A 25699-nucleotide genomic window follows, 5' to 3' on the forward strand; every position below is an offset into this window, starting at 1 on the left:
AAAACATAAAAAAGGCTTATAATAAACAAGCCTTTTCAAAGATTACCAAGTCCTTATAACCATTCGTGGTATTTTTTTATATATAAATGCTTCACAAATGTAACACTTGCCATATACAATACCATAATGAGGATTAGGAATAGGAAATACATCCCATTTAATGGAGTGACTTTTAAAAGAGCTGCAAAAGGACCGTAGGGCAATAAAGTCACAAAGAAGACTGCCGCTAGAGTGGTCATGACTACGGATAAAGCTGGTCTACTTTGAATAAATGGTAACTTGGGTGAGCGCAACATATAGATAACCATCGTTTGCGTCCACATGGACTCAATAAACCAACCTGTTTGGAAAATCGTAATGAAATTACTAGACATACCATGATGATAAACAGACCCTGTTATCATTGGTGCAATGATAAAGAACAAAATTAAAAAGGTTGTACAGTCAAAAATAGAACTAATTGGACCAATCCAGGCCATGAAACGAGTAATGGATTTTGCACTCCAAATGCGAGGCTTTTGCAAAAATTCACGGTCTACATTGTCAAATGGTAAAGCGATACAAGAAATATCATAGACCAAATTCAACACAATCAAATGAATCGGTGCCATAGGCAAAAATGGTAAGAAAATACTTGAGATTAGCAAAGAAAAGATATTTCCGAAGTTGGAACTCACTGTCATCTTGATGTACTTGGTCATGTTGGCATAGACTTTGCGACCTTCCACCAAGCCTTTTTCAAGCACCAATAAGTCTTTATCTAACAGAATAACATCAGCTGTTTCTTTCGCAATATCAACAGCTGTATCAACTGAAATACCTACATCAGCTACTTTCATAGAAGGAGCATCATTGATTCCATCACCCATATAACCAACCTTGTGCCCGTTTGCTTTCAGTTGTAAAATGATGCGCGCCTTTTGGTCAGGCGATAATTTAGCAAAAACAGTTGTGGTTTCAACAACTCTGATCAATTCTTCATCCGACATCGTTTCAATCATAGAGCCTAGCAAGATGTTCTTTGCATCTAAGCCAACCTTCTCACAAACTGCTTCTGTAACTTTTTCATTGTCACCTGTTAAAATTTTGGTAGCTACGCCATACTCGGTTAATGCTTTAATAGCAGGGGCTGCTGACGGTTTTGGTGGATCGAGAAAAGCAAGATAACCTGTCAGAATCATGTCAGACTCATCTTTGACCGTGTATTCATAATCAGCATCCAAGTCCGAACGATAACTGACTCCCAGCACACGCAGACCCTGCTCATTTAACTGTGCGACCTCTGTTAAAATTTCTTGACGGATTTCTTCTGTCAAAGGAAGGATTTTCCCCTTGTCTTCGACATAATTTGAAATGGCCAGCATTTCTTCTAAAGCACCTTTTGTCACCATGCTAACGACATTCTCATCATCTCGAACCAGCACACTCATGCGGCGACGTTCAAAATCAAAAGGTAATTCATCAATTTTCTTAAAAGTTTGGTCTAAATTGCGAACGATTTCGTGTTTTTCAGCTTCTTTTTCTGTCCGATTGATAATAGCACGATCCATCAGGTTTTTTAACCCTGTTTGATAATAAGAATTTAAGTAAGCCCGACGAAGCACTGCCAAATCAAGATCTCCATGAATATCAAGTGGATACTCCAAGACAATCTCATCTTGTGTCAATGTCCCTGTCTTATCCGTACAAAGAATATCAATTGCTCCTAAATCTTGAATGGCATTGAGTTTCTTGATGACAACTTTTTCTTTTGCCATAAGAATTGAACCCTTCGCTAAGCTTGCTGTGATGACCATAGGAAGCATTTCTGGCGTCAAACCGACACCGACACTTAATGCAAATACCCCAGCTTCTAGCCAATCCCCATCTGTCAGACCATTGATAAAAAAGACAATAGGTACGAGTACCAACATAAGGCGAATCAACAACCATGAAATACTGTTCATTTCTCGTTCAAATGAAGTTGGTTCATCATAAGTGTTAAGCGTTTGCTCAATAGCTCCCATTTTTGTGTCGTCGCCAACAACAAGCACAAGCGCGCTAGCACGACCAGAGATTACATTGGTTCCCATAAAGGCAAGTGAGTCAGATTCAAGTAAACTCCCTGTATCTTTGATATCACATTTATCCAGTGCCATTTTTTCAACAGCGTCACTTTCACCTGTCAAACCTGACTGTTGTACGAAGAAGTCGCGCGAATCCAAAATTAGCACATCTGCTGGCAACATGTCTCCTGCACTCAAGCGGATAATATCTCCCACCACTAATTCTGTAATCGGAATTTCTTGCTCTTTTCCCTCACGAACAACTGTCACTGTATTGACAATCATACGTGAAAGATTGCTGGCAGCTTTGTCACTCCGCAATTCTTGCACAAAGCGAATACTACCAGACAGCAAGACAAGGACAACAATAATGATAAACGTTGTCGGATCTTCTTGCCCTGGCTTTGCCAGCCAAACATTGGTAACCAAAGACACCAATGCGATGAGTAAAAGAATAACGGTAAACGGGTTGATAATAGACTCATAAATTTTTTTAACAATTGAATCTTCTTGCCCTTTGGTCAATTCATTTTCACCGTATAGATCACGATTTTCTTCTACTTGCTCCTCTGTCAAACCCAATCTAGATGTGTTGAAAAATGTCATCGTATCCACTACAGACATACGAAGAGCATCTGTTAATCTTTCTTTTGCTGTTTTCATAGGAAATCTCCTTTATTTTTAAGGAGTCAATCACTTATATACATATACTCATGAGGAATACGCAACATCAGCAATTGACTGAGTTTCTGCGGTCCCGGATGATCGTCTATTTTCATATTCCTCACTCCTTTCCCTTGCATTTTTTCTTTAAAAAATCAGCTCAAAACAATAAAATCCTACCATGAAAAACATGGCAGGACTGTATGTCTTGTGTTACCGTTCAAGCTTTAACTCCGTAGGGCAATGAAATGACATTAGTCAAAACCTTAGCGATCTCAACTGCTAACCAGCGCATAGTGTCTCCACTACTTTGCGGTAGCCATCCGTATCCCTATGGTAGCCTCACCTACCGATTTTTCATACTAACTATACTCCACTTAAGAATGATTGTCAACCAAAAGTGACTGTTTTCGAACATTTCTTTTTATTTTATTTGGGCAAGCAACGCACGATTCTCTTACAAATCTCTTCTACCAAAGACTTAGGCGCTGCAATATTTAGTCTCGCATGCAGCTCACCCTCACTTCCATAATCACTTCCTCGATTGAGAATGACTTTTGCTTGGTCATGCAACAAAGCAAAAAGTTCATCATCTGTCAAACCATAGTCACTGAAATCAAGCCAAATCAGATAGGTCCCTTGTGGTTTCATAACCTTTAAACGCGGAGCCTCTTTGGCAAAATACTCCACTGCAAATTGAATATTTTCTTCTAAAACAGCTTTTAGTGCCACTAACCAAGGTTTGCCATAACGATAGGCCGTTTCTGTCGCAATGTACCCTAAACTTGACACCTCATGGTGGTTATTAACAAGTTGCTGGTGTTTAAACTGTGCACATAGCGTAGGATTTTCAATAATGGCATAGGAATTTTTGGTGCCTGCAATATTAAAAGTCTTGGTAGCACTAGAAAGTACCAGAGCAAAGTCTTTAAAATCCGGTGAAACAGTATTAAAGGAAACATGTTGATGACCAAATAAAGTCAAATCTTGATGAATTTCATCTGATACTAAAATAACATGGTGCTTTTGACAAAGCTGACCTACTCTTTCTAGAACTTCTTTTTCCCAGACACGTCCTCCGGGATTGTGCGGGTTACAAAGAAGATAGAGTTTCACATCATTTTCGACAATATCTTTTTCCAATTGTTCAAAATCAATTTGAAACAGACCATGTTCTTCTTTTAGAGAATTGGATACTAAGTTTCGATTATTTAACTGGACACTACGAGCAAAGGGTGGATAGACAGGAGAATTGATTAGGACCGCTTCTCCTTCTTTGGTAAAGGCTTGAATTGCAATAGAAATGGCTGGCACAACACCTTCCACAAAAACAATAGAATCCTTATCAAACGAATACTGATGTTCGCTTTTTCCCCAATCCAACACCGCTTGGAGCAACTCATCACTCGCATACGTATAGCCATAAACTAACTGTTCTGCATAGTCGTGAATCGCATTTTTCACTTCTGGCATGACTTCAAAGTCCATATCTGCAATCCATGCTGGTAGCAATTGAGGATCAGTCTCTGTTTCTTTCCATTTATAAGTGTGGTGAGACAAGCGATTCGGTGCTGTTTGAAAATTGTATTTGCTCATATTATACCTCCAAAGCAAATGTTAAATCTGTTATCAAATCTTGGCTATCCTCAATCCCAATGGACAATCGGAAAAAATCATCTGTTAAACCATAGCATCTTGATATCTTCGCTAGAATAGCCTAACATTAAATATCCTCTCAAAAAAGCTGCTCTATAATTTTTATTGAAGGATTCATCATTTATAAACTTTTATTGCAAGAATAGCTATTTTTATTATAGCTTAATTTTTATAAATTTTCTACAACATTAAAAAGCCTTACGACTTTTTAATGAATATGAAATTTTTGACGTAAAACTTGAGCTTTTTCACCAATAAATCGGTCTAACAAGCGAACCCTCAAAACCATTGCTCCATAAATGATCATTCCCAGACCACCAATCATAATTAAATAAAGCATGCTAGAAATGCGTCCATTTGGATGAAAGACAACTCCCAGTACCACTTCCACAATGGCAATTAAAAGAGACATGATAGCAGTTAAAATCCCTATCAATAAACTCCGTTTAACGAGAATTCTTTGATTGAGTCCTGTTACTTGGCGAATGTGTTGGTACATCAAAACAATTGGAACAATCAGTCCGACTGTCGTTGCAAGAAGCGGACCATAAGCTCTGAATAAATAAATAAATGGAATTTGCAAAATAAGCTTAACAAGAACTCCATAGCCAAAATAGATAATAGCTTTGCGATTTTGGAAAAGCGCTTGAATCATTGGCGACAAGACAGTATAAATGCCCAAAATAATTGTCTGTAACATAGCAAAAATGAACAAACCTAAAGCTAAACTATCTGGTCGCCCATAAAAAATTGTGTATAATGGACGCGCCACTAAGACAGAGCCAATTGTTGCTGGTAAGAGAAATAACAGTAACATACTTAAGTTATCTTGAACAAGACGTGCTGCAGACCTCAAATCACCTTTGACATAGTTTTCTGTTAGCAGTGGAATTCCTACACCCCCGATAGAAGTCGCTACCGCAATCAAAATCATCGTAATTTTATTGGGATTAGCAGAGAAATAGCTAAACATAACCACCAACTGAGAATTCGTATAGTTCGTAAACCATTTCATAACATTGATAAAAGTTACTTGGTCAATAATCTGGAAAAGCTGAATGGCAGAACCAGTGATAATAAACGGAATAGCTTCCCGAATCGTATCCACTAAAAGAGCACGACTGTTAATGTTGGTGCTTGACACTGGCTTATGCAGAATGGATGACAGCAAATTCGCTTTCCAGAGGAAATAAACCAAAACCGCCATACTGGCAAACATGCCAATAAAAGCAGCAAATGTTGATTGTGTAACTGCAGCAGCATAGTCTTTAGAACCCAATTTCATAATAAAGAATGTTGTCAAAAGCATCCAAATAACACGAATCACCTGCTCAGCAATTTGACTGATTGCATATGGTTTTAAATTGTTAAATCCCTGAAAAAAGCCACGGATAACACTCATAGCTGGAAAGACCAGTACAGCCCAAGATAGGCTTTGCATGACAGGAATGAGTTCTTTCCCAACGCCTGATACATGCGCAAAGAAAGGTGATAAGAGATACATCACCACTGCAAAAATGGCTCCCAACAAGAGCATAAATTTCAAAAATTCACGAATGAGGGTAAAACTATGATCCTTTTGATCCATTGTGTTGTATTTCGCAACTTGCTTAGCGACCGCAACAGGTACGCCTGCTGTGGAAATCAGAAGAAACCAAGCATAAATATTATAGCCCATCGTAAACAAGCCATTAGCTTCTGCACCATGTTTGCCCATCCAGATATACCAAGGAATGATATAAATCGCCCCTAAAAAACGGCTGATAAAGTTACTTGCTGTCAACCAAGCTGTCCCTAGAAGCATTTGTTTTTGTTGAGTTGTTGTTTGTTGATCCATACATAACCTCTAAAAGTAGTCTTATCTTATTATAAACTTTTCCTTTCCGCTTGTAAAACCTCGCCATTAAGTTTACAATAGAAATATGATAACAATTGAGAACGCATTAAAAATTTTAAAAAATGATCACAATTTCCGCGAAATCATTGATAAAGGTGAATACTATTATAACATTACTGATGTCACATTTGATAACATCAGCTATGACAGCCGCGATGTGACTGCTTCAACTCTTTTCTTTGTCAAAGGTGACAATTTTAAAAAAGAATTTTTGGGAAAAGCGGTTGAATCAGGCTTACGGTTCTATGTCAGTGAGACGGATTTTGAAGTAACTATCCCAGTGATTCTAGTCAATGATGTCAAACAAGCCATGAGTCTTCTTGCCATGGAATTTTATGGAAATCCGCAAGACAAACTCAAACTGCTCGCATTTACAGGAACCAAAGGAAAGACAACTTCGGCTTATTTTGCCTATCACATTCTCCAACAAAGTCATCAGCCTGCTTTGTTGTCTACTATGAACACGACGCTCGACGGAGAGCACTTCTTCAAGTCTACTTTGACAACACCGGAAAGCTTAGATTTGTTCAAAATGATGGCAACAGCGGTTGAAAATGGCCGAACTCATCTGATTATGGAAGTTTCCAGTCAGGCTTATTTAAAAAAGCGAGTTTACGGTTTAACCTTTGACGTTGGTGTTTTCCTTAATATCAGCCCTGATCATATCGGACCAATTGAACATCCGACATTTGAAGATTATTTTTATCATAAGCGACTCCTCATGGAAAATAGCCGAGCTGTTGTCGTTAATAGCGAAATGGATTATTTCCAAGTGGTGGCTGAGCAAGTTGCATCTATAGAACATGATTTCTATGGACAATATTCCGACAATCAAATTCATCATTCGCAAGCATTTTCTTTTGAAACAAGCGGAAAGTTAGCAGAGAAATTTGACATTCAGCTGATTGGTCGTTTCAACCAAGAAAATGTGCTTGCTGCTAGCCTTGCCTGTCTCCGCTTGGGTGCTTCCATTGCGGACATCAAGAAGGGAATTGCAAACACACGCGTACCTGGGCGCATGGAAGTGCTAACTCAAAACAACGGTGCAAAAGTTTTTGTTGATTATGCGCACAATGGTGTCAGTCTGGCTAATCTCCTATCTGTCGTTCAAGAACACCAAAAAGGCAAAATTGTTTTAGTACTTGGTGCAACCGGAAATAAAGGAGAAAGTCGTCGCAAAGATTTTGGACAACTACTCAATCGCCATCCAGAATTGATAGTTATCTTGACAGCAGATGACCCTAACTACGAAGATCCGATTGCCATTGCTAAAGAAATTGCCAGCTACATTTCTTTTGACGTTTACACGATTGCAGACCGCAAAGAAGCTATCAAAAAAGCTCTTAGCTTAACAAACAAAGAAGGCGATGCTGTTATTCTAGCTGGTAAAGGTGCTGATTGTTACCAAATCATAAATGGAGAAAAAACAGACTATCTAGGCGATTACGCGATTGCGGAAAGGTATTTATAGAATTGAATAAAGGTCGAGATAACAGTCTTCGACCTTTAATTATTGAAAAAACAACAACTTTATATTAGTAAAGTAAAATAAGCATCATTTTTTAGAAATCAGAATCTTGCCTTATGATTTTACTTTCTCCAACTAATCAAAACATACATTAGACTTGAACCATAGATATCCGCAAGAGCATGCGCGAGGAAGAAAGGTAAGAGATTTTTAACCTTATATTTGTAAAGGCAATAATAGAGAAGTCCAAAACCAACACCGATCGTCAGTGCCCAGAGCATTCCATGATAAGTGTGGAAAGAAACACGAATAATCATCGAATAAAGAAGAACCCACCATTTATATTTTTCTTTTACCGAAGTTAATAAGCCTAAGAAGAAAAATTCTTCATAAAAGCCATTTAGCAAAGCATAGAGAATCATCATCGGTGTCAAATCGGTAAACTTACGGAAAATTTCTAATAGATCAATGTATTTCCATAACTGGGGATCAAAATAGTTATATTCTCCGCTAAGGGTCGTCACGGTATCTGCTAGAATCCCCATAACTGCAAAAATAAATGGAACCCAAAAGAGTACAGACCACGATAGACGAATCGGCAACTGTCTAAAATCAAACCGACGAAGTATTAAGTAGGCTATCGTCAAAGCTAACATGAGAAGTTGTAATTCTAAGTTACTAGAATAAGCGGCTCCATCATTTGCTGTTTTACTAGTTGCATCTGCTACTGCTGTTGTAGTGGACGGAGACAAGCTAGCAAGATAAAGTTCTGTTGAACGATAGATAAATCGCCCAAATAGCAAGACCGTCACGATGACAATATCAAACCATTTCAGATACTTCAGGGATTGAGTGGGACAAATTCTTGCTAAAAGATTCACGATATATTCCTTTCATAAAACGAAATGGGAGAGGGACGGAACTCAAAACTAAAAATCTTTAGTTTATAGTCTCACTCCGAAAGGTTGCTCAACAGTCTGGGAGCCTGTTGAGGTGGCGAGTGCGGAAAACGAAATTTTCATCAAAAGTACTCTTCCGAGCTTGAAAAGCGAACAAACCTTGAAACTTGCTTTACTCCCCTATCCGCCAATTCAAAGCCGTGTTTTTGACACATCTTCATGGAAGGGTTCTTTTCAACCTCCAATAGTCCAGTGGACTATTGGAGCAATCAGCTACTGCATCGTTGATTTATTGCACCGTATCCTTTGAAGCTAGAGACTTTCATCCCAGCCTCATACCAACCATAACCATTGTACCTATAAATCTATCAAAAAATCTCAAAATTTTATTATTCTATGATGTTTATTGTAAAAGTCTACAGACTTTTGTACACGAAAGGTTAAGGTTTCTTTATCAAAATCCAGTTTCAACTCATAGTTTCCTGATTCGTTAGGTACGATATAGCCTAAAATCACTAGAGCATCTACAAAAATATCGTGCCGTTTTTGCATCAGCTCAGTTTTACGACCATACTTTAGCAGAAAAGTTGTCATATATTTTAGAGCATACTCCGGATTAACATCTCCTATCAACTTATAAAGCTTTTGTTGCTGATTATTCAATGGATATTGTTGCTTTAGCTTATAAAAATAATTGGAAAGTGTCAGCTGCTCTCTGAGAAAATCTGTTGTTTCCACTAAAATAGCCTGGTTGGTCTGATTGGTCAAGCGTGTCTTAAAGCGCACATTCCGCAATTCTTTATAAAGAGAACTGTCATCTCGTACAAATACTTCCTGATCCAAAGACAAATCCGTCACATTTTGCAGTAGAGGAAGGGTTTGTTGATACCGTTTGTTTGCTCGAACCACATAGCCTGCCTTGATATAGTCCTCTATAGAGCGATCAATATTGGAAAAGTTTGCAAATTCGCACTTTATCTCTCGCAAAGTAACATCATCATGTCGGTCTAAATAATTTATCAATTCATGAAAAAAAGGCTGACGTGTTAAACGACTGGGATTGATTACTTTAATCATCTAATCTTCCTTTATAAACTAATTTTTCGGATTGAGCCAATTGGCTAGGATTGGTTCCTGGCTGATGAAGAGGAACTGCTAAACCTAACTCTTTGTAATACTGCTGCCAAAAAGGAGCTATTTCCTCTTTTTCATCACCGAACTGCATAGGAATGGTTTCAAAAATGGGGAGGATTTCTGCAATATATTCAGAACAATAAAAGCCTGTCGTATCTGGATAAAAGCTATTATTATAAGGTTTATAAAGGTGTTGCTCTGCTCTTTTCCAGACAGCTTTTACATCTATGTCAGAACAAGCATAAACAGCATAACATTCATCAACCTGTAAAAATTGATCTATCGGTTCTTTAATGACACCGCGCTTGCTTGTCGCATGGTAAATCCAACCAGCAAAGAAGATTGCCACATGGTTATACCAACCAGTTGATCGCTGAATGGCCTCTGCTATATCAGATTGACTGGATACAAAAATTAAATCTCCATTTTGTAAATCTTGAATCTTCATAGAACTATTGTATCAAAAAAGGAGCCGAAACTCCTTTTTCTTCCAAATTTTTATCCATTAAAACTTTCAGTCAATTGTGGTACAACTTGTTTTTTACGAGAAACCGCACCAGCAAGGAAAGCATGATTATTTTCAAGTGTGAAATGGAAAGCTGCTTCCACTTTATCCATATTGCCTCCAAGTGCAAGGATTTCTGAGTTAGAATTGATAATATCGGTAATCATCAAAACGAAGTCAGAATAACCATTAGCCGCATTTGTTTTTTCAATAGCTGCTTCCAATTCAGCTTGACGTTCTAAGACTTCTGCAATATCAACTGTGTTGACTTGTGCTACACGAACTTGGTTTCCGTTTAATTCAAATGTTTTAGCATCAATATCAATCAATTCCTCGGCTGTTTTGCTAGCTAAGTTGGTTCCAGCTTTAAGCATAGCCAAACCGTATTCTTCCAAATCAACTCCTGCAAGCTCTGCCAACTCAGGTGCAATCACTTTATCACTCGGATGAGTGGTTGGTGATTTCAGAAGAAGCGTGTCTGAAATCAAACCTGAGAGCATCAAACCTGCGAGTTCTTTTGGTACAGCTACACCAGATTCTTTAAACATGCGATAAACGATAGAAGAAGCTGAACCGACAGGCTCCAAACGCATATAAAGTGGGCTGGCTGTTTCAAAATTTGCCACACGATGGTGATCCACAACGCCATAGACTTCTACTTCTGCAATGTCAGAAATAGATTGTTGAAATTCATTATGGTCTGTTAAAATGACTTGCTCAACTCCTTCTGCTTTGGCAGATGTCACCACACGCGGTGCCGTTACTCCAAAATAATCCAAAACAAAAGCTGTTTCTTCATTTGGTTCTCCCAAAGCAACCGCTTCTGTATCCAAGCCATAAGCTTCACGCGCAAGATAAGCAAAGGCCACAGCTGAGCCAATCGCATCTGAATCTGGATTTTGATGACCGAAAACTAAAATTTTAGACATGATCGTACCTCGTAAACTTTTTATATACTTTATTTTAGCACAATTTTAAGATTTTCACAAAGAGAGGAATAGAAAAGCACCCAATCGTTAGTTTTCCTGTCTAACTTTTTGAGTGCTGATCAAAATCTCACTTCCTGCTTTTATTAACTATTATGTATGCGGTTCATATACTCGGTATAAGATTCTGTTTTCATAAGTTCTTTGGCATTTGCTACTCGATCAGCAGTTGGCGGCTTTATACCTTCTAATGGATAAGGAATGCCCAATTCACGCCATTTAAATTCTCCCATTGTATGATAAGGTAGCACTTCAAATTTATCAACTGTTTTTAACGTTTTGACAAACTCACCTAATTCTTTTAAGTCGTCATCACGGTCTGTTAACGTTGGAACCAAAACATGGCGAATCCACATTGGAACACCTTTATCAGACAGATATTTTGCACATTCCAAAATATTCTTATTGGTGTGCCCTGTCACAAATTTATGCTGGGCATCATTGATTTCTTTAATATCCAGCAACACTAAATCTGTCACTTCAAGCAGGCGATCAAAAACTTTGAGATACTCTGGTGTATTGCGGAACGGCATCGCACAAGTATCTAAAGTGCAATGAATTCCCAATTCTTTAGCTTTGGTAAAAAGTGCAGTCACAAAATTAATCTGCAAAAGAGCTTCACCACCACTTACTGTAATCCCACCTTTTTTACCCCAAAAGCCACGATAACGAAGCGCTTCTTGCAAAACGTCTTCAACCGTTCGCTCTCTTGAATTATTGGTTTCCATTGCCCATGTATCTGGATTGTGGCAATATTGGCAACGCATTTTACAACCCTGTAAAAAGACAATGAAACGGATACCAGGCCCATCAACAGCTCCAAAACTTTCAGTCGAATGGACCATACCTGTTACTTTTCCATAATCAATGACTTCTTTTTCCATCGTCTTATCCTCTTGAAAACGTTTTATAATACTATTATAACACTTCTTTTCTAGATAGAGGGACAATTTGTCTATTTTTTAGAAAATAATCTGTTTTTCAGTTTCATTTTCAATATTTTTCAAAAAAACGAGAGAATCTTAAAACTCTCTCGTTTATCTATGTCTTTTAATCCGTCACTTTCTTTCGCCAAAGGAGGGTTGCACTTAGGATGACAAGCCCTACAACAGCTACTTCAGCACCTGTTGTTCCTGTAGATGGTAAAATTCTCTTTTTAGTTGGTTTATCATCTCTATTTGGTGGAGTTGTGCTGTCATCAGAAGATTTTGGCTCAGTTGGTTGAGTCGGCGTCGTGTCATCTTTCTTCTGACTAAAGTCAAGCTGTGCAATGACGGGATCATGGTCTGATGCCCGACCGTGTTCTTCCATGAAAGAAGCATTAATGTGAACTGGTGAGAACACTGTTTTATCAGCAATATTTTTTGAAACAAAGATATTGTCTAAACTTTGATTGCTACCACGGTAAAAATAAGAATAGCGATCTGCTGCGTCGTGATTCAGCATCATATTGACTAATTCATTACCAGCCACTGCTTTGGCAGTTTCTGAAAATTCAAAGTCATTAAAGTCACCAGTCAAGACAAACTTCAAATTTGGATTTTGCTTTAAACCTTCTTTGACAAAAGCGTTCAACAGCTTCCCTTGCTCAATCCGCTGTGCTAATGTATTTTGCACTGCTGGTTGTTTAGAACCATATACTGCATCATCACCGAGTTTGGATTTTAAATGATTGGCAATCACGACAATATGCTCGCCCTTAAATTCAAACTCTGCTGCTAAAGATTTTCGAACTTTCGTAAAGGTTGGATTGGTTGGATCGATCCTTGCAGGATTTTTCACCAAATGCCCATCTTTGAAGGCAGCTGCTTCTGTGCTACTTCCTGCTTCACGCTCAACTAGCTTCACTCGTTGAGGATTATACAAGTAAGCCACACGAATATTGGAGCCCGGCTTTCCACCATCTGCTCCATCAACAGGGGCGACTTCGGTATATTTGTATTCTTTGCCACCTAATTGTTTAATTTTAGCAGCCAGTTTTTCACCGCTTTGCACACCGCTGACAGTACCATCATTAACGCTTCCATTATTGTCTTGAACTTCTATAAGGGTAATAATATCTGGACTGTGAATTTCGTTGATAAAAGATTTAGCAATTTTGTCTACTTTTGCATCAGGCGTCTCACCTGCTGCATTGTTTGCTGAGAAGTTTTCAATATTATAAGAAGCAATAGTCAATTTATCTTCACTTGGATAAATCTTAGAAACCTCTCTTTGTAGACCGCCATCTTGCAGATCTGGCAACTTCGTTGGCTCCAACTTATAAACCTTGCTGCGATAAGTTACAACACCAGAAACATCTTCATTAAAGTAATCTTTAGCTTTTGCAATATATTTATTCCCAACATAAACGGGGATAGTTGCTGTATTTTGGACATTAGGGCGAAGGTTGACACCACCGATATTATTGAGCGGCAGCGCTTGATAACCATTCGGCAAGAGATAAATATCTCCTCGATATTGTGGGCCAAGCACACGAGGTTTTTTCACTGTTGTCAACATACCCTCCAGACTTTCCCAATAATCCAATGCATCATGTTCTGGATCATAAGTAGTCGGAGTATTATCCACGATATCTTTTGGCATACGATCTGAAATATTAACTGGTTCTGGTAGTGCGGCTGTACCGTTTTTCGTTACCTTAGAAGCAAACAATTGTGTTACAGTTAAGCTGTCAGTTGGTTTACGGAAAGTTTGTCCAGGACGAACACTGAGTTCTTCCATATAACCTTCTTTGATTTGACCTTCAATCGTCAACTGATCGCCAACTGCAACCTTTTCTTTTGAGACGACATAAATAGCATCTGAGGTCTTAGTATTGCCATCGGCTTTGAGATCTTGTACATAAAAGCCATACCGATCTGTCTTTGTTACAACAACATTTGAAACCTTGACTTTCTTCCCATTATAAGGTGATTCATGGGCTTCCCCTTGTATTTGACCGATATTTACCACTGTTGTAAATTCAGAAGTTGTAACATGGGCTTCACCGCTTGCAGCTTCTGTCTTAGGCGTCTCTTCGCTTGTACTACTTGGCTCATTCGTATTGCTCGTTGAACTGTCAGAAATTGCTTCTGATGGCTGTGATTGTGTCGTTGAAGCAACTGAGCTAGATTTCGAAGTCGTTACAGATGATTCTGAGCTCGAAGATGAAGAACTTGTCTCATTCGCCTGAGCAAGAGGACTTAAAACAGTGCTAGCGAGCAAAATAGCTGTCGCAAACAAAACAGGTAATTGTTTTGATGTTTTTTTCATATATTCTCCTTTACATCATAAATTGGAAATCAGCTTTCCTTGAGATGTATTTCTACCGTAACTATTATAAATAAAACGGAAGAATATTGCAAGCGCTTTCTCTCAGGCTTTAAAAATCGGCTGAATGATTCAGTCGATTTTGGAATTTCTTACTGTATCTAGCGCTTATTCACAATAATTGCCAAACTTTCATAAGGTCTCAAGGCCACAACTGCTGCTATTTGAGCTACCTCATAATTAGAAAGGAGGACTTCACCATTCTGGTACTCCGGTAACACGTCTACTGTAATCGGATCTGAGTAGAAGTTATTGAGCACTAACAGTTTTTCATCACCCAATTGACGCTCGAAGGCATATACTTGCTGACTATCTTCATAAGCTGGTTTGTAGCTGCCCTCCGCTATAAGAGGCAATTTTTTACGAAGAGCAATCAATTTTTGGTAAAAAGTAAAAATTGGACCTTGAATTTCATTATTAACATTGATTTCAGAGTAGGATTTAGCTGCTTTTAACCAAGGTGTTCCACTTGTAAAGCCAGCATTTTCTGAATCATCCCACTGCATAGGAGTTCGGGAATTGTCACGAGACTTAACCTGAATAATCTTAAACGCTTCTTCTGGTGTTTTGCCAGCATTTAATAGCATTTGATAAGCGTTGAAAGATTCGACATCTGCATAATCTTCCATGCTATCATAGCCTGGGTCAATCATACCAATTTCTTCTCCCATATAAATGTAAGGTGTTCCACGAGATAAATGGATACTCGCTGCCAACATTGTTGCACCTTCATTGCGGAAATTCTTAACATCTACAAAACGATTTAGTGCGCGAGGCTGGTCATGATTGTTCCAGAAAAGAGCACTCCAACCATTATGATCGCTCATCTCCTTGCCCCATGTATGGAAAAGACGCTTTAATTCCTCGAAATCAAAATTCTTCAGTGTCCATTTCTTGCCATTTTCATAATCCACTTTTAAATGGTGAAAATTGAAAGCCATAGATAATTCGTGGCGTTCCGGAGCTGTATAAAGAATACAATTTTCAATATTCGTCGCGCTCATTTCACCAACAGTCATAATAGTCTCATCCGTTCCAAAAGTCTCCTCATTCAACATGTGAAGATACTCGTGTACGATAGGTCTATCAGTATAGGCTGGCTTCCCGTCATTCTCCGGACAATTCTCTAATATTTCATCCTTCCCGATGACGTTAATAACATCAAAACGGAACCCCTTCACACCCTTGCCTAGCCAAAAATTGACAACTTTAAAGAGTTCCTCACGAACATGAGGATTGCGCCAATTGAGATCAGCCTGCGTCACATCGTAAAGATGCAGGTAATACTTACCCGTGTCTCCAAAAGGAGCCCAAGCGCTGCCGCCAAACTTAGACAACCAGTCTGTCGGCTCATCACGTAGGAAAAAGAAATCCTGATAATAGTTATCTCCAGCCAAGGCTTTTTGAAACCACTCATGCTCTGTCGAACAATGGTTGAGCACCATGTCCAACATAAACTCGATACCATATTCTTTTCCAACTTGAATCATTTCTTCAAAGTCGTCCATACTCCCAAAGAGTGGATTTACCGCAGTATAATCAGAAATATCGTATCCATTGTCATGCTGTGGACTAGGATAGAAAGGATTGAGCCAAACCATATCCACCCCCAACTTAGCAAGGTAAGGAATTTTTTCAATGATCCCTTGTAAATCTCCAATACCATTTCCTGTAGTGTCTTTATAAGATTTTGGATAGATCTGATAGACTACTTTTCTTTTATCGAATGTCATTTGTTTTCCTTTTCTATTTTACAAAAGAAAGAGATGGGGCTTACGCTCCCACCCCTGTATAGTTTTATATTGTATCACGAATTTCTTCAAACTTCATACTTATCAGAGAAGAATATTTTATTGCAGACTATACTTTGTTCAGTTATTCATTCACCTAGCTCAGTCTACCTGCGACGAATGTTAGCCAATTCGTGTAGCCGTCATGAGCTTATCACCAAGTTCAATCATCCGTGGAAGTTGACCACGTTCATCTGCCTGAAATTGATCTTGGTTGGTGATAATCACCGGCGTTTCTGTCACATAACCTGCTTCTTTAATTGCTGACATGTCAAAAGAAATCAACTTATCTCCCACACTAACTTTATCTCCTTGAGCCACATGAGCTTCGAAGCCTTTTCCTTCTAAATTCACCGTATCCATACCGACATGCATCAATAACTCGACACCTTCATCAGAAACGATTCCTACAGCATGTTTGGTTGGGAAAAGAACTGACACAACACCATTCACTGGTGCAACAAGTTCACCTTCGCTCGGTTCAATTACTACACCTTGTCCCATGACACCTTGTGCAAAAACAGGATCAGTTGCTTGGCTTAATTCTTTCACTTCTCCAGCAAGTGGGCTAGCAATTTCTGCAAAATCCACTTTTGGAGCTGCTTCTTTTGCTTCGTCAATGGCTTCAATTTGCGGTGATTTGACACTTTCATCTTCTGCTTTTGTAAACACACCTGTCTTACGGAAGAAGAACGTCAAAATCATCGGTACTGCAATAGCCACCAGCATGACAAAGAAGAATGGCAGCATGTATTTCGCTTGAATAGACAAGATACCCGGAATCCCACCGATTCCGATAGCATTTGCTGTAACATTAAATGTTACAGACAAGAGGCCTGCAATAGAAGAACCAATCATCCCTGCCACAAATGGATAAACATATTTCACATTAACTCCAAATAGTGCCGGTTCTGTGACTCCAAGATAGGCAGAAATTGTTGCAGGTAGGGAAATCTGTGCTTCACGTTCACTACGACGATTCATCAGATAATAAGCAAATACAGCTGACCCTTGGGCGATATTTGACAAAGCAATCATTGGCCATAGAGCTGTGCCACCTGTATCGGCAACGAGCTGTGTATCAATAGCATTGGTCATATGATGCAAACCAGTGATAACAAACGGAGCATAGAGAGCACCAAATATCGCACCAAAGAGCCATTTAACGGGACCAGTCAACCCTGCAAGCACTGCTGTTGACAACCATTGCCCAAGTGTCCAACCGATAGGTCCAAGAACTGTATGAGCTAAAATCAATGCCGGAATTAATGATAAGAAAGGCACAAAAATCATGGATACAACTTCTGGAATCCGTTTCCGCCAGAAAATTTCAAGATAGGAAAGAGACAGGCCTGCAAGTAGGGCAGGAATAACTTGTGCTTGGTAACCAATCTTTCTGACGGTAAAGAAGCCAAAATCCCAAACCCATTTTTTGGCAATTTCTGAAGCTGGCGTACCAGCTACTGAGTAAGCATTGAGCAATTGCGGAGATACCAAACAGATTCCCAAGACAATCCCAAGAATCTGACTAGTTCCCATCTTACGAGAAACCGACCAAACAATTCCAACTGGTAAAAAGTGGAAAATCGCTTCACCAGGAAGCCACAAGAAAGAGTTAACACCACCCCAAAACTGTGAAACATCCACAATCGTATTATAAACTGGTGTCCCATCTTTAGCATACTGTGCTACACCATCAACGATCTTTTGCCCCAGAGCTTGAATTTGCACACCTTCCAAAATATTACGGAATCCTAGAATCAGCCCCCCAACGATAATCGCTGGAATGATTGGGGTGAAAATTTCCGCCAACATTGTCATCACACGCTGCACTGGATTTTGATTGCTCTTAGCAGCGGCTTTTGCTGCTTCTTTTGAAACACCTTCAATCCCTGATACAGCTGTGAAGTCATTGTAAAAAATCGGAACATCATTTCCAATAATAACCTGAAATTGCCCTGCATTTGTAAAGGTTCCTTTAACCGCCGGAATGGCTTCGATCGCTTTTACATCTGCTTTCTTCTCATCAGCTAGCACAAAACGCATCCGAGTCGCACAATGGCTAACTGCGGAGATATTCTCTTTGCCACCAATGGCATCTAATAAAATCTTGGCATCTTTCTCAAATTTTCCCATTTTCTGCTTGGCTAGGATCAACCTAACACTCTCCTTCTTTTTTTCATCATTGTACAATTGATGTTTTTATTGTAAACGATAGCAAAGATGTATGCAAGTTGTGTGCAGCATATTCCTCATATTTTTGATAAAATTAATATAGTTGTATGATAAAAAACAAACAAGTGAGGGGATTATGAAGAAATATGAACAAATTTTTAAACTCATAGAACAAGATATTCTAAATGAAAAATATCAAGTTAATGATTATCTCCCTAGCGAGCATGAACTCGTCCAAACCTACAAAGTCAGCCGTGATACCATTCGCAAGTCACTTGATTTACTTCAAAAAGCTGGTCTTATCCAAAAACTGAAAGGGCAGGGCTCTAAAGTTACTAAACAAGAACAGATTGACTTTCCTGTCTCCAATCTGACTAGTTACCAAGAACTCGTGCAACAGCATGGGATAAATTCTAAAACAAATGTCATTCAGTTAGAAAAAATCACGGTTGATAAAAAGTTATCCAATCTCACAGGCTTTCCTGAATACCGTCTGGTATGGCGAATTGTCCGCCAGAGAGTAGTCGATGACGTCGCTTCCGTCTTAGATATTGATTACCTTGATAAGAGCCTTGTCTCTTCCATGACTCGAGAAATAGCAGAACAATCGATTTATGCTTATCTAGAAGGAAAATTAGGGCTGCACATTGCTTATGCCCAAAAAGAAATCACAATTGATCTAGCTACAAACCGCGATAAAATTTTGATGGACATTGAAAATGATCAACACGTCGTTTCTGTTAAATCCAAAGTCTATCTTACAGATGGACAGCAATTCCAATTCACAGATAGCCGCCATAAACTGGAAAAATTCCGTTTTATTGACTTTGCTAAGCGACAAAAACGCTAACTACCCCTCAGAAATACCACTTTCACAACTTAAAAAAACTAAAAGAAGCTGAGATTATTTCGGCTCTATAATTTCTGTAGTGGGTAAAACCACTTTAGGAATTATGGAGCCTATTTTGTTGTAGAAAAAAAGTCCCATAAGACCTATAATGAAAAGTGACCAAACCATCATTAGAAAGAATCTTATGGAACAATTAAATTTTATCACAAACTTACTCGGAATAAAAGACCTTAACATCACTATTTTGGATGTTCTAGATGCTGGAACGCATAAAGAAATCATTGCTAAGCTAGATTATCCAGCACCTAAATGTCCTCACTGCCAAGGACAAATGGCTAAATATGACTTCCAGAAAGAATCAAAAATTCCCTATCTAGAGTGTGCGGGATTCAAGACTCTCATTCGATTGAGAAAGCGCCGTTTTCATTGTAAAGTCTGTGGGAGAATGGCTGTCGCTGAGACTTCCTTAGTCAAGAAAAATCACCAAATCGCAACTATCGTCAAGCAGAAAATCACACAAAAATTGATCGAGAAAGTCCCTATGACTACCATCGCTGAAAGTTTATCTGTATCTACTTCCACCGTCATTCGTAAATTGAAAGAATTCAAATTCAAGACAGATTTATCTTTCCTTCCAACTCACATGTCTTAGGATGAATATAGTTTCAAGAAAGACAAGATGAACTTCATTGCTCAGGATTTCGATTCAAGACAAATCATAACTATCCTAGATGGGCGGACACAGGTGACTATTCGCAAACATTTCTTTCGTTATTCTAGACAGGTGAGAAGCCGCGTGAAAGTCATTACCATGGACATGTTTAGTCCCTACTACGATATTGCTAGAAAACTATTTCCAAACGCTAAAATCATCCTTGATCGCTTTCACATTGTACAACATCTCAGCCGGGCTATGAACCGTCTTCGCATCCAAATCATGAATCAGTTGGATCGAAAATCGCACGAATATAAGGTACTGAAACGCTACTGGAAACTCATCCAACAAGATAGCCGGAAACTCAGCGATAAACGATTTTATCGCCCTACTTTTCGCATGCACTTGACCAATAGAGAGATTCTAGAAAAACTCCTTGCATACTCTCAAGAACTTCGAGAGCACTATGACCTCTATCAGCTCTTACTCTTTCATTTTCAAGAGAAACAAGCTGATCATTTCTTTGGCCTTATTGAAGAGACAATTTCTTGTGTTAATCCTATTTTTCAGACTGTTTTTAAGACTTTTTTGAAAGATAAGGACAAGATCATGAACGCTCTGGAATTACCCTATTCTAATGCAAAACTGGAGGCTACTAACAACATCATCAAAGTTATCAAGCGAAATGCTTTTGGATTCCGGAACTTTGATAACTTTAAAACTAGAATCCTTATTGCTTTGAACATCAAAAAGGAGAGGGCAAATTCAGTCCTCTCCAGGTTGTAACTTTTCATCAACCCACTACAGTTGACAAAGAGCCATTATTTCTCAACTTCTTCCTCTTCTTCTACTATTTCAGAAACTTCTACTTTGAGCTTTGTCACACGTCCATTTTTCACTTTATCATTGGTTAAAACGAGCTTTTTATTCTGACTTTCTACTTCATAACTCAAACGTTCCTTAGCATCCGGTATGGAGCCAACGCCCGTCAGATAATAACCAGCAATCGTATCAACATCATCACTTTCCAGTTCCACTTCAAAATACTCATTAAAATCATTCAAACTCATGGTTCCAAGGACAAAGTAAGTATGCTCAGAAACCTGATACACTTCTACTTCAGCCTTATCTGTTTCATCATCTATCTCGCCAACAATCTCTTCCAATAAGTCTTCAAGTGTTACTAAGCCAGACATACCACCATATTCATCTAGCAATATTGCCATTTGATTTTGGGTGTTTCGCAACTCTGTCAACAAGTCATCTACAAAGATGGTTTCTGGTACAAAGAGTGGTTCTTGTAAAATTTTTCGCAGCACAATGTTATCAAAACCATTGGTAAAAGCCTCATTTAATAGACGCTTGGTGTGAATCAGTCCAATAACATTGTCTTTATCATCATCATAAACCGGAATCCGTGAAAAGTTCTGCTTCAAAATGCTTTCAATAATTTCCTTGGTATCATCATTGATGTCCACCATAAAAGCATCTGTACGAGGAACCATCACTTCACGCGCCATCATCTCATCTAGTGAAAAAATTCCTTGCAACATTTCAATCTCATCAGCATCCAGGGTTTCTTCACTATTCGTTAGCATATATTCAATCTCATCACGAGTCATTTTCTCATCAGCATCGTCAAAGGTCATCGGCGTTATCCGACTAAGCAGATTAGTGGAGGCTGATAAAAGCCAAACAAAGGGACCAACAATTTTCCCTAAGAAAATGATAACTGGTGCTGTATGAACTGCTAGAGCATCTTTGAGATTCAAAGCAATTCTCTTTGGATATAATTCCCCAAAAACAATAGAAACATAAGTCAAAATAGCAACAGATAAGAAGCTTGCAATCGCTCTTGCTGTCTCAGAATTTCCCATCCAAGAAGCAATTTCCCGACCGAGTGTATTAGCCAAACTAGCCCCTGATAAAATTGTAATCAAAGTAATTCCAACTTGAATGGTGGATAAAAAGTGATTAGGTTTTTCCAAGACTTTCAATAAGCGAATATATTTTGCATCGCCTTCTTCAGCCTTTTGTTCCACACGAGCACGGTTTAAGGATACCATCGCCATCTCAGCTGCTGAAAAAAAGGCGTTTAATAGTGTTAAAACCAATAATAGTAAAGCTTGCAGTAACAAGGTCTGACTGCTAGGGTCTTCCATGAATGTTCTCTCCTCATATATAAGTAATCTTAATTATAGCATACTTTTTGACTTCTTGCACAGGGAGTGTTAAAAAGAAAGTTTAAAGGAAGATTGCAAAGAAGAAAATCGATTGTTTAGGCTTCTAAATTTTGCAGAACTGTTTCCAAGCGTGAAATTGCATCAACAGGAAGTGCCGTTTTAGGGTATTTTTGATTAAAGGCAAGCAAGAAGTTCAGCCGTACTTGCATTCTTTCTCTAAGTAATTGTTTGTAGCGAGCATCAAAATTCGGAATCGGATACCCTTCACATTCCATGTATTCAAAACCCTCCAATGGCCCAAATGGTTTAAATTCTGCTTCTTCATCAACAATTTTTTCAATAATATTCAAGCTAACTTCTTTTGAAATTCCCTTGCCCATATAAAATCCAGTATTGATGATATAGCAGTCGACACCAGATTCAAAAAGGCTGCGAAATTTCCGATAGTCTTCTACCAACGGATACACTCTAAATGGATTAGCATAAGGTTCAATAACCAAATCATCATGCTTACCAGTCACATTTTCAGCATTGGAACGCTTGGTCATCAATGTACACCCCATCGTAGAAGCCATCAGCGGATCATTGATTTTAACTAAAGGCGGGAGAGAATCGTCTTTCATAATCCAGAAAATAGCTTGGATAGACTCATCAATTCGATCGACCCGATTTGGCGTTGCAAAACGAGACTTAACTGTCCGACCATTTCCATTTCGAATATCCTCTGTTACCAATTTTTTTAGACCATTGTCATCCAGTGTCACACCACAATTCTGAACTGTTACAAAAAAGTCCTGCTCCCTATGTCCAATGGAATAGTCATTCGTTTTATCAAAATAGGACGGTTCCAGAGCAATGGAAGAGCCATCTTTGACAGAAATAATAAAGGCATCATCATGCAAAACCTTAATATCATATTTTCCATTATGTTTGGCATGCGTCAGCGTGGATTTTCCTGAACCAGATAAACCAAAGAAGGAGGCTACATAGTCTTGCTTTTCAGCCTCTTTTTGTTTAAAGATTTTCAAGCCGCCGTGACAAGCTACATATCCATTTCTAGCAGCGGTTGCCCAAGCTAAGGTTAAAGTCGCTTTTTTCAACTCACCAAAGTAATTTAAACCCAAAATAATGACACAATTGTGCTGAGTATCAAAATATACCAATCCTTCAGGATAATCCGGATGTTTCCATTTTGGATCGAAAAAGACAAATATGTCATTTTCATCGTACTTTTTAGAAACTCTCAAACGATTTTTAAACTCTTCATCCAAAATTTGAAAGTTTAAAAGCCAAGAATAAAGATTGTTGATTTCATCTTCAGGAACCATGAGATGAGCACAAGCCATAAAGGCTTCATCTAGCCCTACAACTGCATCTGCCTTATAAAATTTTCGATGATGAGCCTGATAGATTGCACTGCGTACTATCGAAAGCAGCTTCTCATCTTCCTCACTGTCTCTACCAAAAATCCGTCGAGCTTTAGCCGTTCGACCAACAACTGCGCCAGAATTCGTTAATAAAACACGAGCATAAGAAGGTAAGCCCAGTTCCTTCGTATGAATCACGGGCATATCTAAAACAATTGTCCCAGCAGCTGCGGAAGCCAATTGATAAGCTTCTTCTACGGTTTTTATTGCAACAACCTGATTTTCATAAAAAGCTGTTTCAATGATTGCCTTCAAAGGAGAGAAATAAGAAGAATCTTTTCTTATTTCCTGCGGAGAATATTTACGACGTGTTACCATAAGTGCACCTCCTCTATCTTATTAGTTCTATTTTAGCATAAAAATACATTTTTAGTTTTAATAAAACGCATTATAAAAAAGAAGTCTTTTCCAGCTCGGAACGTAATTCAGATAACTTTAAAACAAAAAGTCTGGGATACAAATTTCCCAAACTCTTACAAGATATTGTTTTTATAACGAAGCGCAGTAGTTGAGAGTGGGCTGACAAAATCAATTGCTTTCGCAATACCGATTTTGTTTCCCTTCTTACTTGTTGATAATCCCATACTCTTCGTTTTTCTTTTGTTCCTGTGTTGATCGGTGATTATCATATAAATTTGCTAGGAACTTCGCAATTTCTTTCAGAATGGAATAAGTTGGAATCGCTACAATCATCCCAACAATCCCATAGATATTACTCGACAAAAGTAAGAGAACCATAATGGTAATCGGATGCACCTTCATCACACCACCTACAATTCGTGGGTAGAGAATATTACCATCAATTTGTTGCACAATGAGCATATAAAGAACAGCAATGACCATTTTTTGAGGGTCCATAATCAAATAGGTAATAATCATTGGAATTAAACCAATACTTGGCCCAATATAGGGAATTAAATTTGCAATAGCAGAAAAAATAGCAAATACCAAAGCATACTTCAAACCAATGACGCTATAACCAATGAAAGCCAACGTTCCTATAATAAAAGCATCAATCGAAATCCCACTAATATATCGTGCAATCGTTGCATTTAGATTGGTCAACAGCTTACTGATATTCAGCTTATCTCGCTTCAGAACAGTTCTTTCCAACATCGGAAGCAATTTGTCTCCATCAATTAAGAAATAAACCAAGAAAATCGGTGTCATAATCAAGATTAAAAGCGTGTTTAAAACAGCTGACACAACACTTCCCAAGCTATTAGTTACACCGTTTAGGATATTTTGTAAAATATCCACATAAGATAAATTTAACTGCCGCAAGATTGATTGAATATTAAAGTTTTTAAATAATTCATTCTGAGAAAGTTGATTAATCCACTTTTGTAACCCTTCATAAACGTCCTGAGTAGAATTGATCAAACTGGTCAACTGCGTAATTAAAATAGGCAAGAGATAAATGATACCCAAGGTAATAAGCCCAAACAAAAGCACCAAGGTAATTAAAACACCAAAAATCCGCTTAACTTTCAGTTCTTTCTCCAAAAATTTCACCAATGGATTGGTTACATAATATAAAAAGCCTGCGATAAGAAAAGGAATTAAAACCGTATTTAAAACACTCACAAAGGGGGAAATCAAGCCTTCCATTTGTCGCCAGATAAAAAAGATAATTGTCAGTAGTAAGACTTCGGTGGTCCAAAAAAATAACTTACTTTTATGAAACATACAGTTCCTCCTAACAGCTATTCTATCATATTTTCCAGGAAAAATGAGTGCTTTTTTAAAAATGAATCAAATTATTTTTTAAAAAGATGTACTTCTATCTCACAATTCCAAAAACTAGTTCATTTTTCTCGCTTGCTTATAAATCATGATAACATAGACTCGTGATTCTAGAATAAAGGGTTCGCTAATAGATTTAAACCCAAATTTTTCATACAAACCAACAACCTACTCTTGCTCCTCTATCCGAATCTCTCTTTCAAGCCATTTTTCAGCACAAGTCTCCGGATCAACTTGCACCCAAGTCCTTGACTGCGAGCAAATGTCACCGTTAGAACACAACCAAAGTAAATAGTTTCTCCCTTTCA

16 protein-coding genes, 2 pseudogenes and 1 riboswitch are annotated in these 25699 nt (G+C 38.3%); of the genes and pseudogenes, 3 read left to right on the plus strand and 15 right to left on the minus strand.

The window, feature by feature from the left end:
* Positions 1–53 precede the first annotated feature (53 nt).
* The 4 genes and pseudogenes from mgtA to HMPREF1514_RS04675 all read right to left on the minus strand — a co-directional run bounded on the left by mgtA (position 54) and on the right by HMPREF1514_RS04675 (position 6201).
* Positions 54–2708, minus strand: a complete 2655-nt coding sequence (gene mgtA, locus HMPREF1514_RS04665; RefSeq protein WP_037597615.1) for a magnesium-translocating P-type ATPase — start codon at positions 2706–2708, stop codon at positions 54–56.
* 208 nt (positions 2709–2916) lie between these two features.
* Positions 2917–3069: riboswitch (M-box (ykoK) riboswitch) on the minus strand.
* A 68-nt stretch (positions 3070–3137) separates the two neighbouring features.
* The gene (locus HMPREF1514_RS04670) at positions 3138–4304 is read right to left on the minus strand and encodes a MalY/PatB family protein (RefSeq protein ID WP_037597617.1); all 1167 of its coding nucleotides are present in this window, start codon (positions 4302–4304) and stop codon (positions 3138–3140) included.
* 1 nt (position 4305) lies between these two features.
* Positions 4306–4401, minus strand: a pseudogene (locus HMPREF1514_RS09475) (PLP-dependent transferase); the annotation flags it as partial.
* Between the two features lie 171 nt (positions 4402–4572).
* A complete protein-coding gene (locus HMPREF1514_RS04675; RefSeq protein ID WP_037597618.1) occupies positions 4573–6201 on the minus strand; it encodes a putative polysaccharide biosynthesis protein in 1629 nt (542 codons plus the stop codon).
* 85 nt (positions 6202–6286) lie between these two features.
* Here HMPREF1514_RS04675 and HMPREF1514_RS04680 point away from each other — a divergent pair, with 85 nt between their 5' ends.
* On the plus strand, positions 6287–7732 hold the full coding sequence (locus tag HMPREF1514_RS04680) for a UDP-N-acetylmuramoyl-L-alanyl-D-glutamate--L-lysine ligase (protein WP_037597620.1): 1446 nt from the start codon (positions 6287–6289) through the stop codon (positions 7730–7732).
* A 119-nt stretch (positions 7733–7851) separates the two neighbouring features.
* On the opposite strand, the gene HMPREF1514_RS04685 is transcribed toward HMPREF1514_RS04680, so the two are convergent.
* The 8 genes from HMPREF1514_RS04685 to treP form a co-directional block, all read right to left on the minus strand.
* Positions 7852–8610 carry a CPBP family intramembrane glutamic endopeptidase gene (locus HMPREF1514_RS04685; protein ID WP_037597621.1) on the minus strand — a complete coding sequence of 253 codons (759 nt, stop codon included), beginning with the start codon at positions 8608–8610 and terminating at the stop codon, positions 7852–7854.
* Positions 8611–9006: 396 nt separating this feature from the next.
* Entirely contained in the window at positions 9007–9705 is a 699-nt protein-coding gene (locus HMPREF1514_RS04690; RefSeq protein WP_037597623.1) for a DUF1803 domain-containing protein, read from the minus strand.
* Complete coding sequence (locus HMPREF1514_RS04695; RefSeq protein ID WP_003070095.1) at positions 9698–10210, minus strand: YiiX/YebB-like N1pC/P60 family cysteine hydrolase; 513 nt, start codon at positions 10208–10210, stop codon at positions 9698–9700. Before HMPREF1514_RS04695 ends, HMPREF1514_RS04690 begins: the two co-directional genes overlap by 8 nt.
* Before the next feature lie 50 nt (positions 10211–10260).
* Complete coding sequence (locus HMPREF1514_RS04700) at positions 10261–11196, minus strand: manganese-dependent inorganic pyrophosphatase (RefSeq protein WP_037597626.1); 936 nt, start codon at positions 11194–11196, stop codon at positions 10261–10263.
* Between the two features lie 143 nt (positions 11197–11339).
* Positions 11340–12137 carry a pyruvate formate-lyase-activating protein gene (gene pflA / locus HMPREF1514_RS04705; protein WP_037597629.1) on the minus strand — a complete coding sequence of 266 codons (798 nt, stop codon included), beginning with the start codon at positions 12135–12137 and terminating at the stop codon, positions 11340–11342.
* A 166-nt stretch (positions 12138–12303) separates the two neighbouring features.
* Positions 12304–14508, minus strand: coding sequence for an endonuclease/exonuclease/phosphatase family protein (locus tag HMPREF1514_RS04710; RefSeq protein ID WP_037597630.1), 2205 nt, complete (start codon positions 14506–14508; stop codon positions 12304–12306).
* A gap of 158 nt (positions 14509–14666) precedes the next feature.
* Positions 14667–16298 (minus strand): alpha,alpha-phosphotrehalase, encoded by a 1632-nt coding sequence (gene treC, locus HMPREF1514_RS04715; protein WP_037597638.1) that lies wholly within the window; start codon positions 16296–16298, stop codon positions 14667–14669.
* A 180-nt stretch (positions 16299–16478) separates the two neighbouring features.
* Positions 16479–18491, minus strand: coding sequence for a PTS system trehalose-specific EIIBC component (treP, locus tag HMPREF1514_RS04720; RefSeq protein ID WP_037597858.1), 2013 nt, complete (start codon positions 18489–18491; stop codon positions 16479–16481).
* A gap of 175 nt (positions 18492–18666) precedes the next feature.
* Here treP and treR point away from each other — a divergent pair, with 175 nt between their 5' ends.
* Positions 18667–19380 carry a trehalose operon repressor gene (gene treR, locus HMPREF1514_RS04725; RefSeq protein ID WP_037597640.1) on the plus strand — a complete coding sequence of 238 codons (714 nt, stop codon included), beginning with the start codon at positions 18667–18669 and terminating at the stop codon, positions 19378–19380.
* Positions 19381–19564: 184 nt separating this feature from the next.
* Positions 19565–20821, plus strand: a pseudogene (locus tag HMPREF1514_RS04730) (ISL3 family transposase).
* Positions 20822–20856: 35 nt separating this feature from the next.
* Here HMPREF1514_RS04730 and HMPREF1514_RS04735 read toward each other — a convergent pair.
* The 3 genes from HMPREF1514_RS04735 to HMPREF1514_RS04745 all read right to left on the minus strand — a co-directional run bounded on the left by HMPREF1514_RS04735 (position 20857) and on the right by HMPREF1514_RS04745 (position 25334).
* Positions 20857–22197: a hemolysin family protein gene (locus HMPREF1514_RS04735; protein WP_037597642.1), complete on the minus strand. Its 1341-nt coding sequence runs from the start codon at positions 22195–22197 to the stop codon at positions 20857–20859.
* 116 nt (positions 22198–22313) lie between these two features.
* Complete coding sequence (locus HMPREF1514_RS04740; protein WP_037597644.1) at positions 22314–23963, minus strand: phosphoenolpyruvate carboxykinase (ATP); 1650 nt, start codon at positions 23961–23963, stop codon at positions 22314–22316.
* 246 nt (positions 23964–24209) lie between these two features.
* Positions 24210–25334, minus strand: coding sequence for an AI-2E family transporter (locus tag HMPREF1514_RS04745; RefSeq protein ID WP_037597649.1), 1125 nt, complete (start codon positions 25332–25334; stop codon positions 24210–24212).
* Positions 25335–25699: the final 365 nt, after the last annotated feature.

The organism is Streptococcus sp. AS20 (genome assembly GCF_000524255.1).
In the GTDB taxonomy this organism is placed as follows: Bacteria; Bacillota; Bacilli; order Lactobacillales; family Streptococcaceae; genus Streptococcus; species Streptococcus constellatus.

Coding starts and splice junctions, on each gene's coding strand:
- treR (WP_037597640.1), top strand. CDS start 18,667: ATGAAGAAATATGAACAAATTTTTAAACTCATAGAACAAGATATTCTA.
- treP (WP_037597858.1), bottom strand. CDS start 18,491: ATGGGAAAATTTGAGAAAGATGCCAAGATTTTATTAGATGCCATTGGT.
- HMPREF1514_RS04740 (WP_037597644.1), bottom strand. CDS start 23,963: ATGGTAACACGTCGTAAATATTCTCCGCAGGAAATAAGAAAAGATTCT.
- mgtA (WP_037597615.1), bottom strand. CDS start 2,708: ATGAAAACAGCAAAAGAAAGATTAACAGATGCTCTTCGTATGTCTGTA.
- HMPREF1514_RS04680 (WP_037597620.1), top strand. CDS start 6,287: ATGATAACAATTGAGAACGCATTAAAAATTTTAAAAAATGATCACAAT.
- HMPREF1514_RS04735 (WP_037597642.1), bottom strand. CDS start 22,197: ATGGAAGACCCTAGCAGTCAGACCTTGTTACTGCAAGCTTTACTATTA.
- pflA (WP_037597629.1), bottom strand. CDS start 12,137: ATGGAAAAAGAAGTCATTGATTATGGAAAAGTAACAGGTATGGTCCAT.
- HMPREF1514_RS04700 (WP_037597626.1), bottom strand. CDS start 11,196: ATGTCTAAAATTTTAGTTTTCGGTCATCAAAATCCAGATTCAGATGCG.
- HMPREF1514_RS04690 (WP_037597623.1), bottom strand. CDS start 9,705: ATGATTAAAGTAATCAATCCCAGTCGTTTAACACGTCAGCCTTTTTTT.
- HMPREF1514_RS04710 (WP_037597630.1), bottom strand. CDS start 14,508: ATGAAAAAAACATCAAAACAATTACCTGTTTTGTTTGCGACAGCTATT.
- treC (WP_037597638.1), bottom strand. CDS start 16,298: ATGACATTCGATAAAAGAAAAGTAGTCTATCAGATCTATCCAAAATCT.
- HMPREF1514_RS04695 (WP_003070095.1), bottom strand. CDS start 10,210: ATGAAGATTCAAGATTTACAAAATGGAGATTTAATTTTTGTATCCAGT.
- HMPREF1514_RS04745 (WP_037597649.1), bottom strand. CDS start 25,334: ATGTTTCATAAAAGTAAGTTATTTTTTTGGACCACCGAAGTCTTACTA.
- HMPREF1514_RS04675 (WP_037597618.1), bottom strand. CDS start 6,201: ATGGATCAACAAACAACAACTCAACAAAAACAAATGCTTCTAGGGACA.
- HMPREF1514_RS04670 (WP_037597617.1), bottom strand. CDS start 4,304: ATGAGCAAATACAATTTTCAAACAGCACCGAATCGCTTGTCTCACCAC.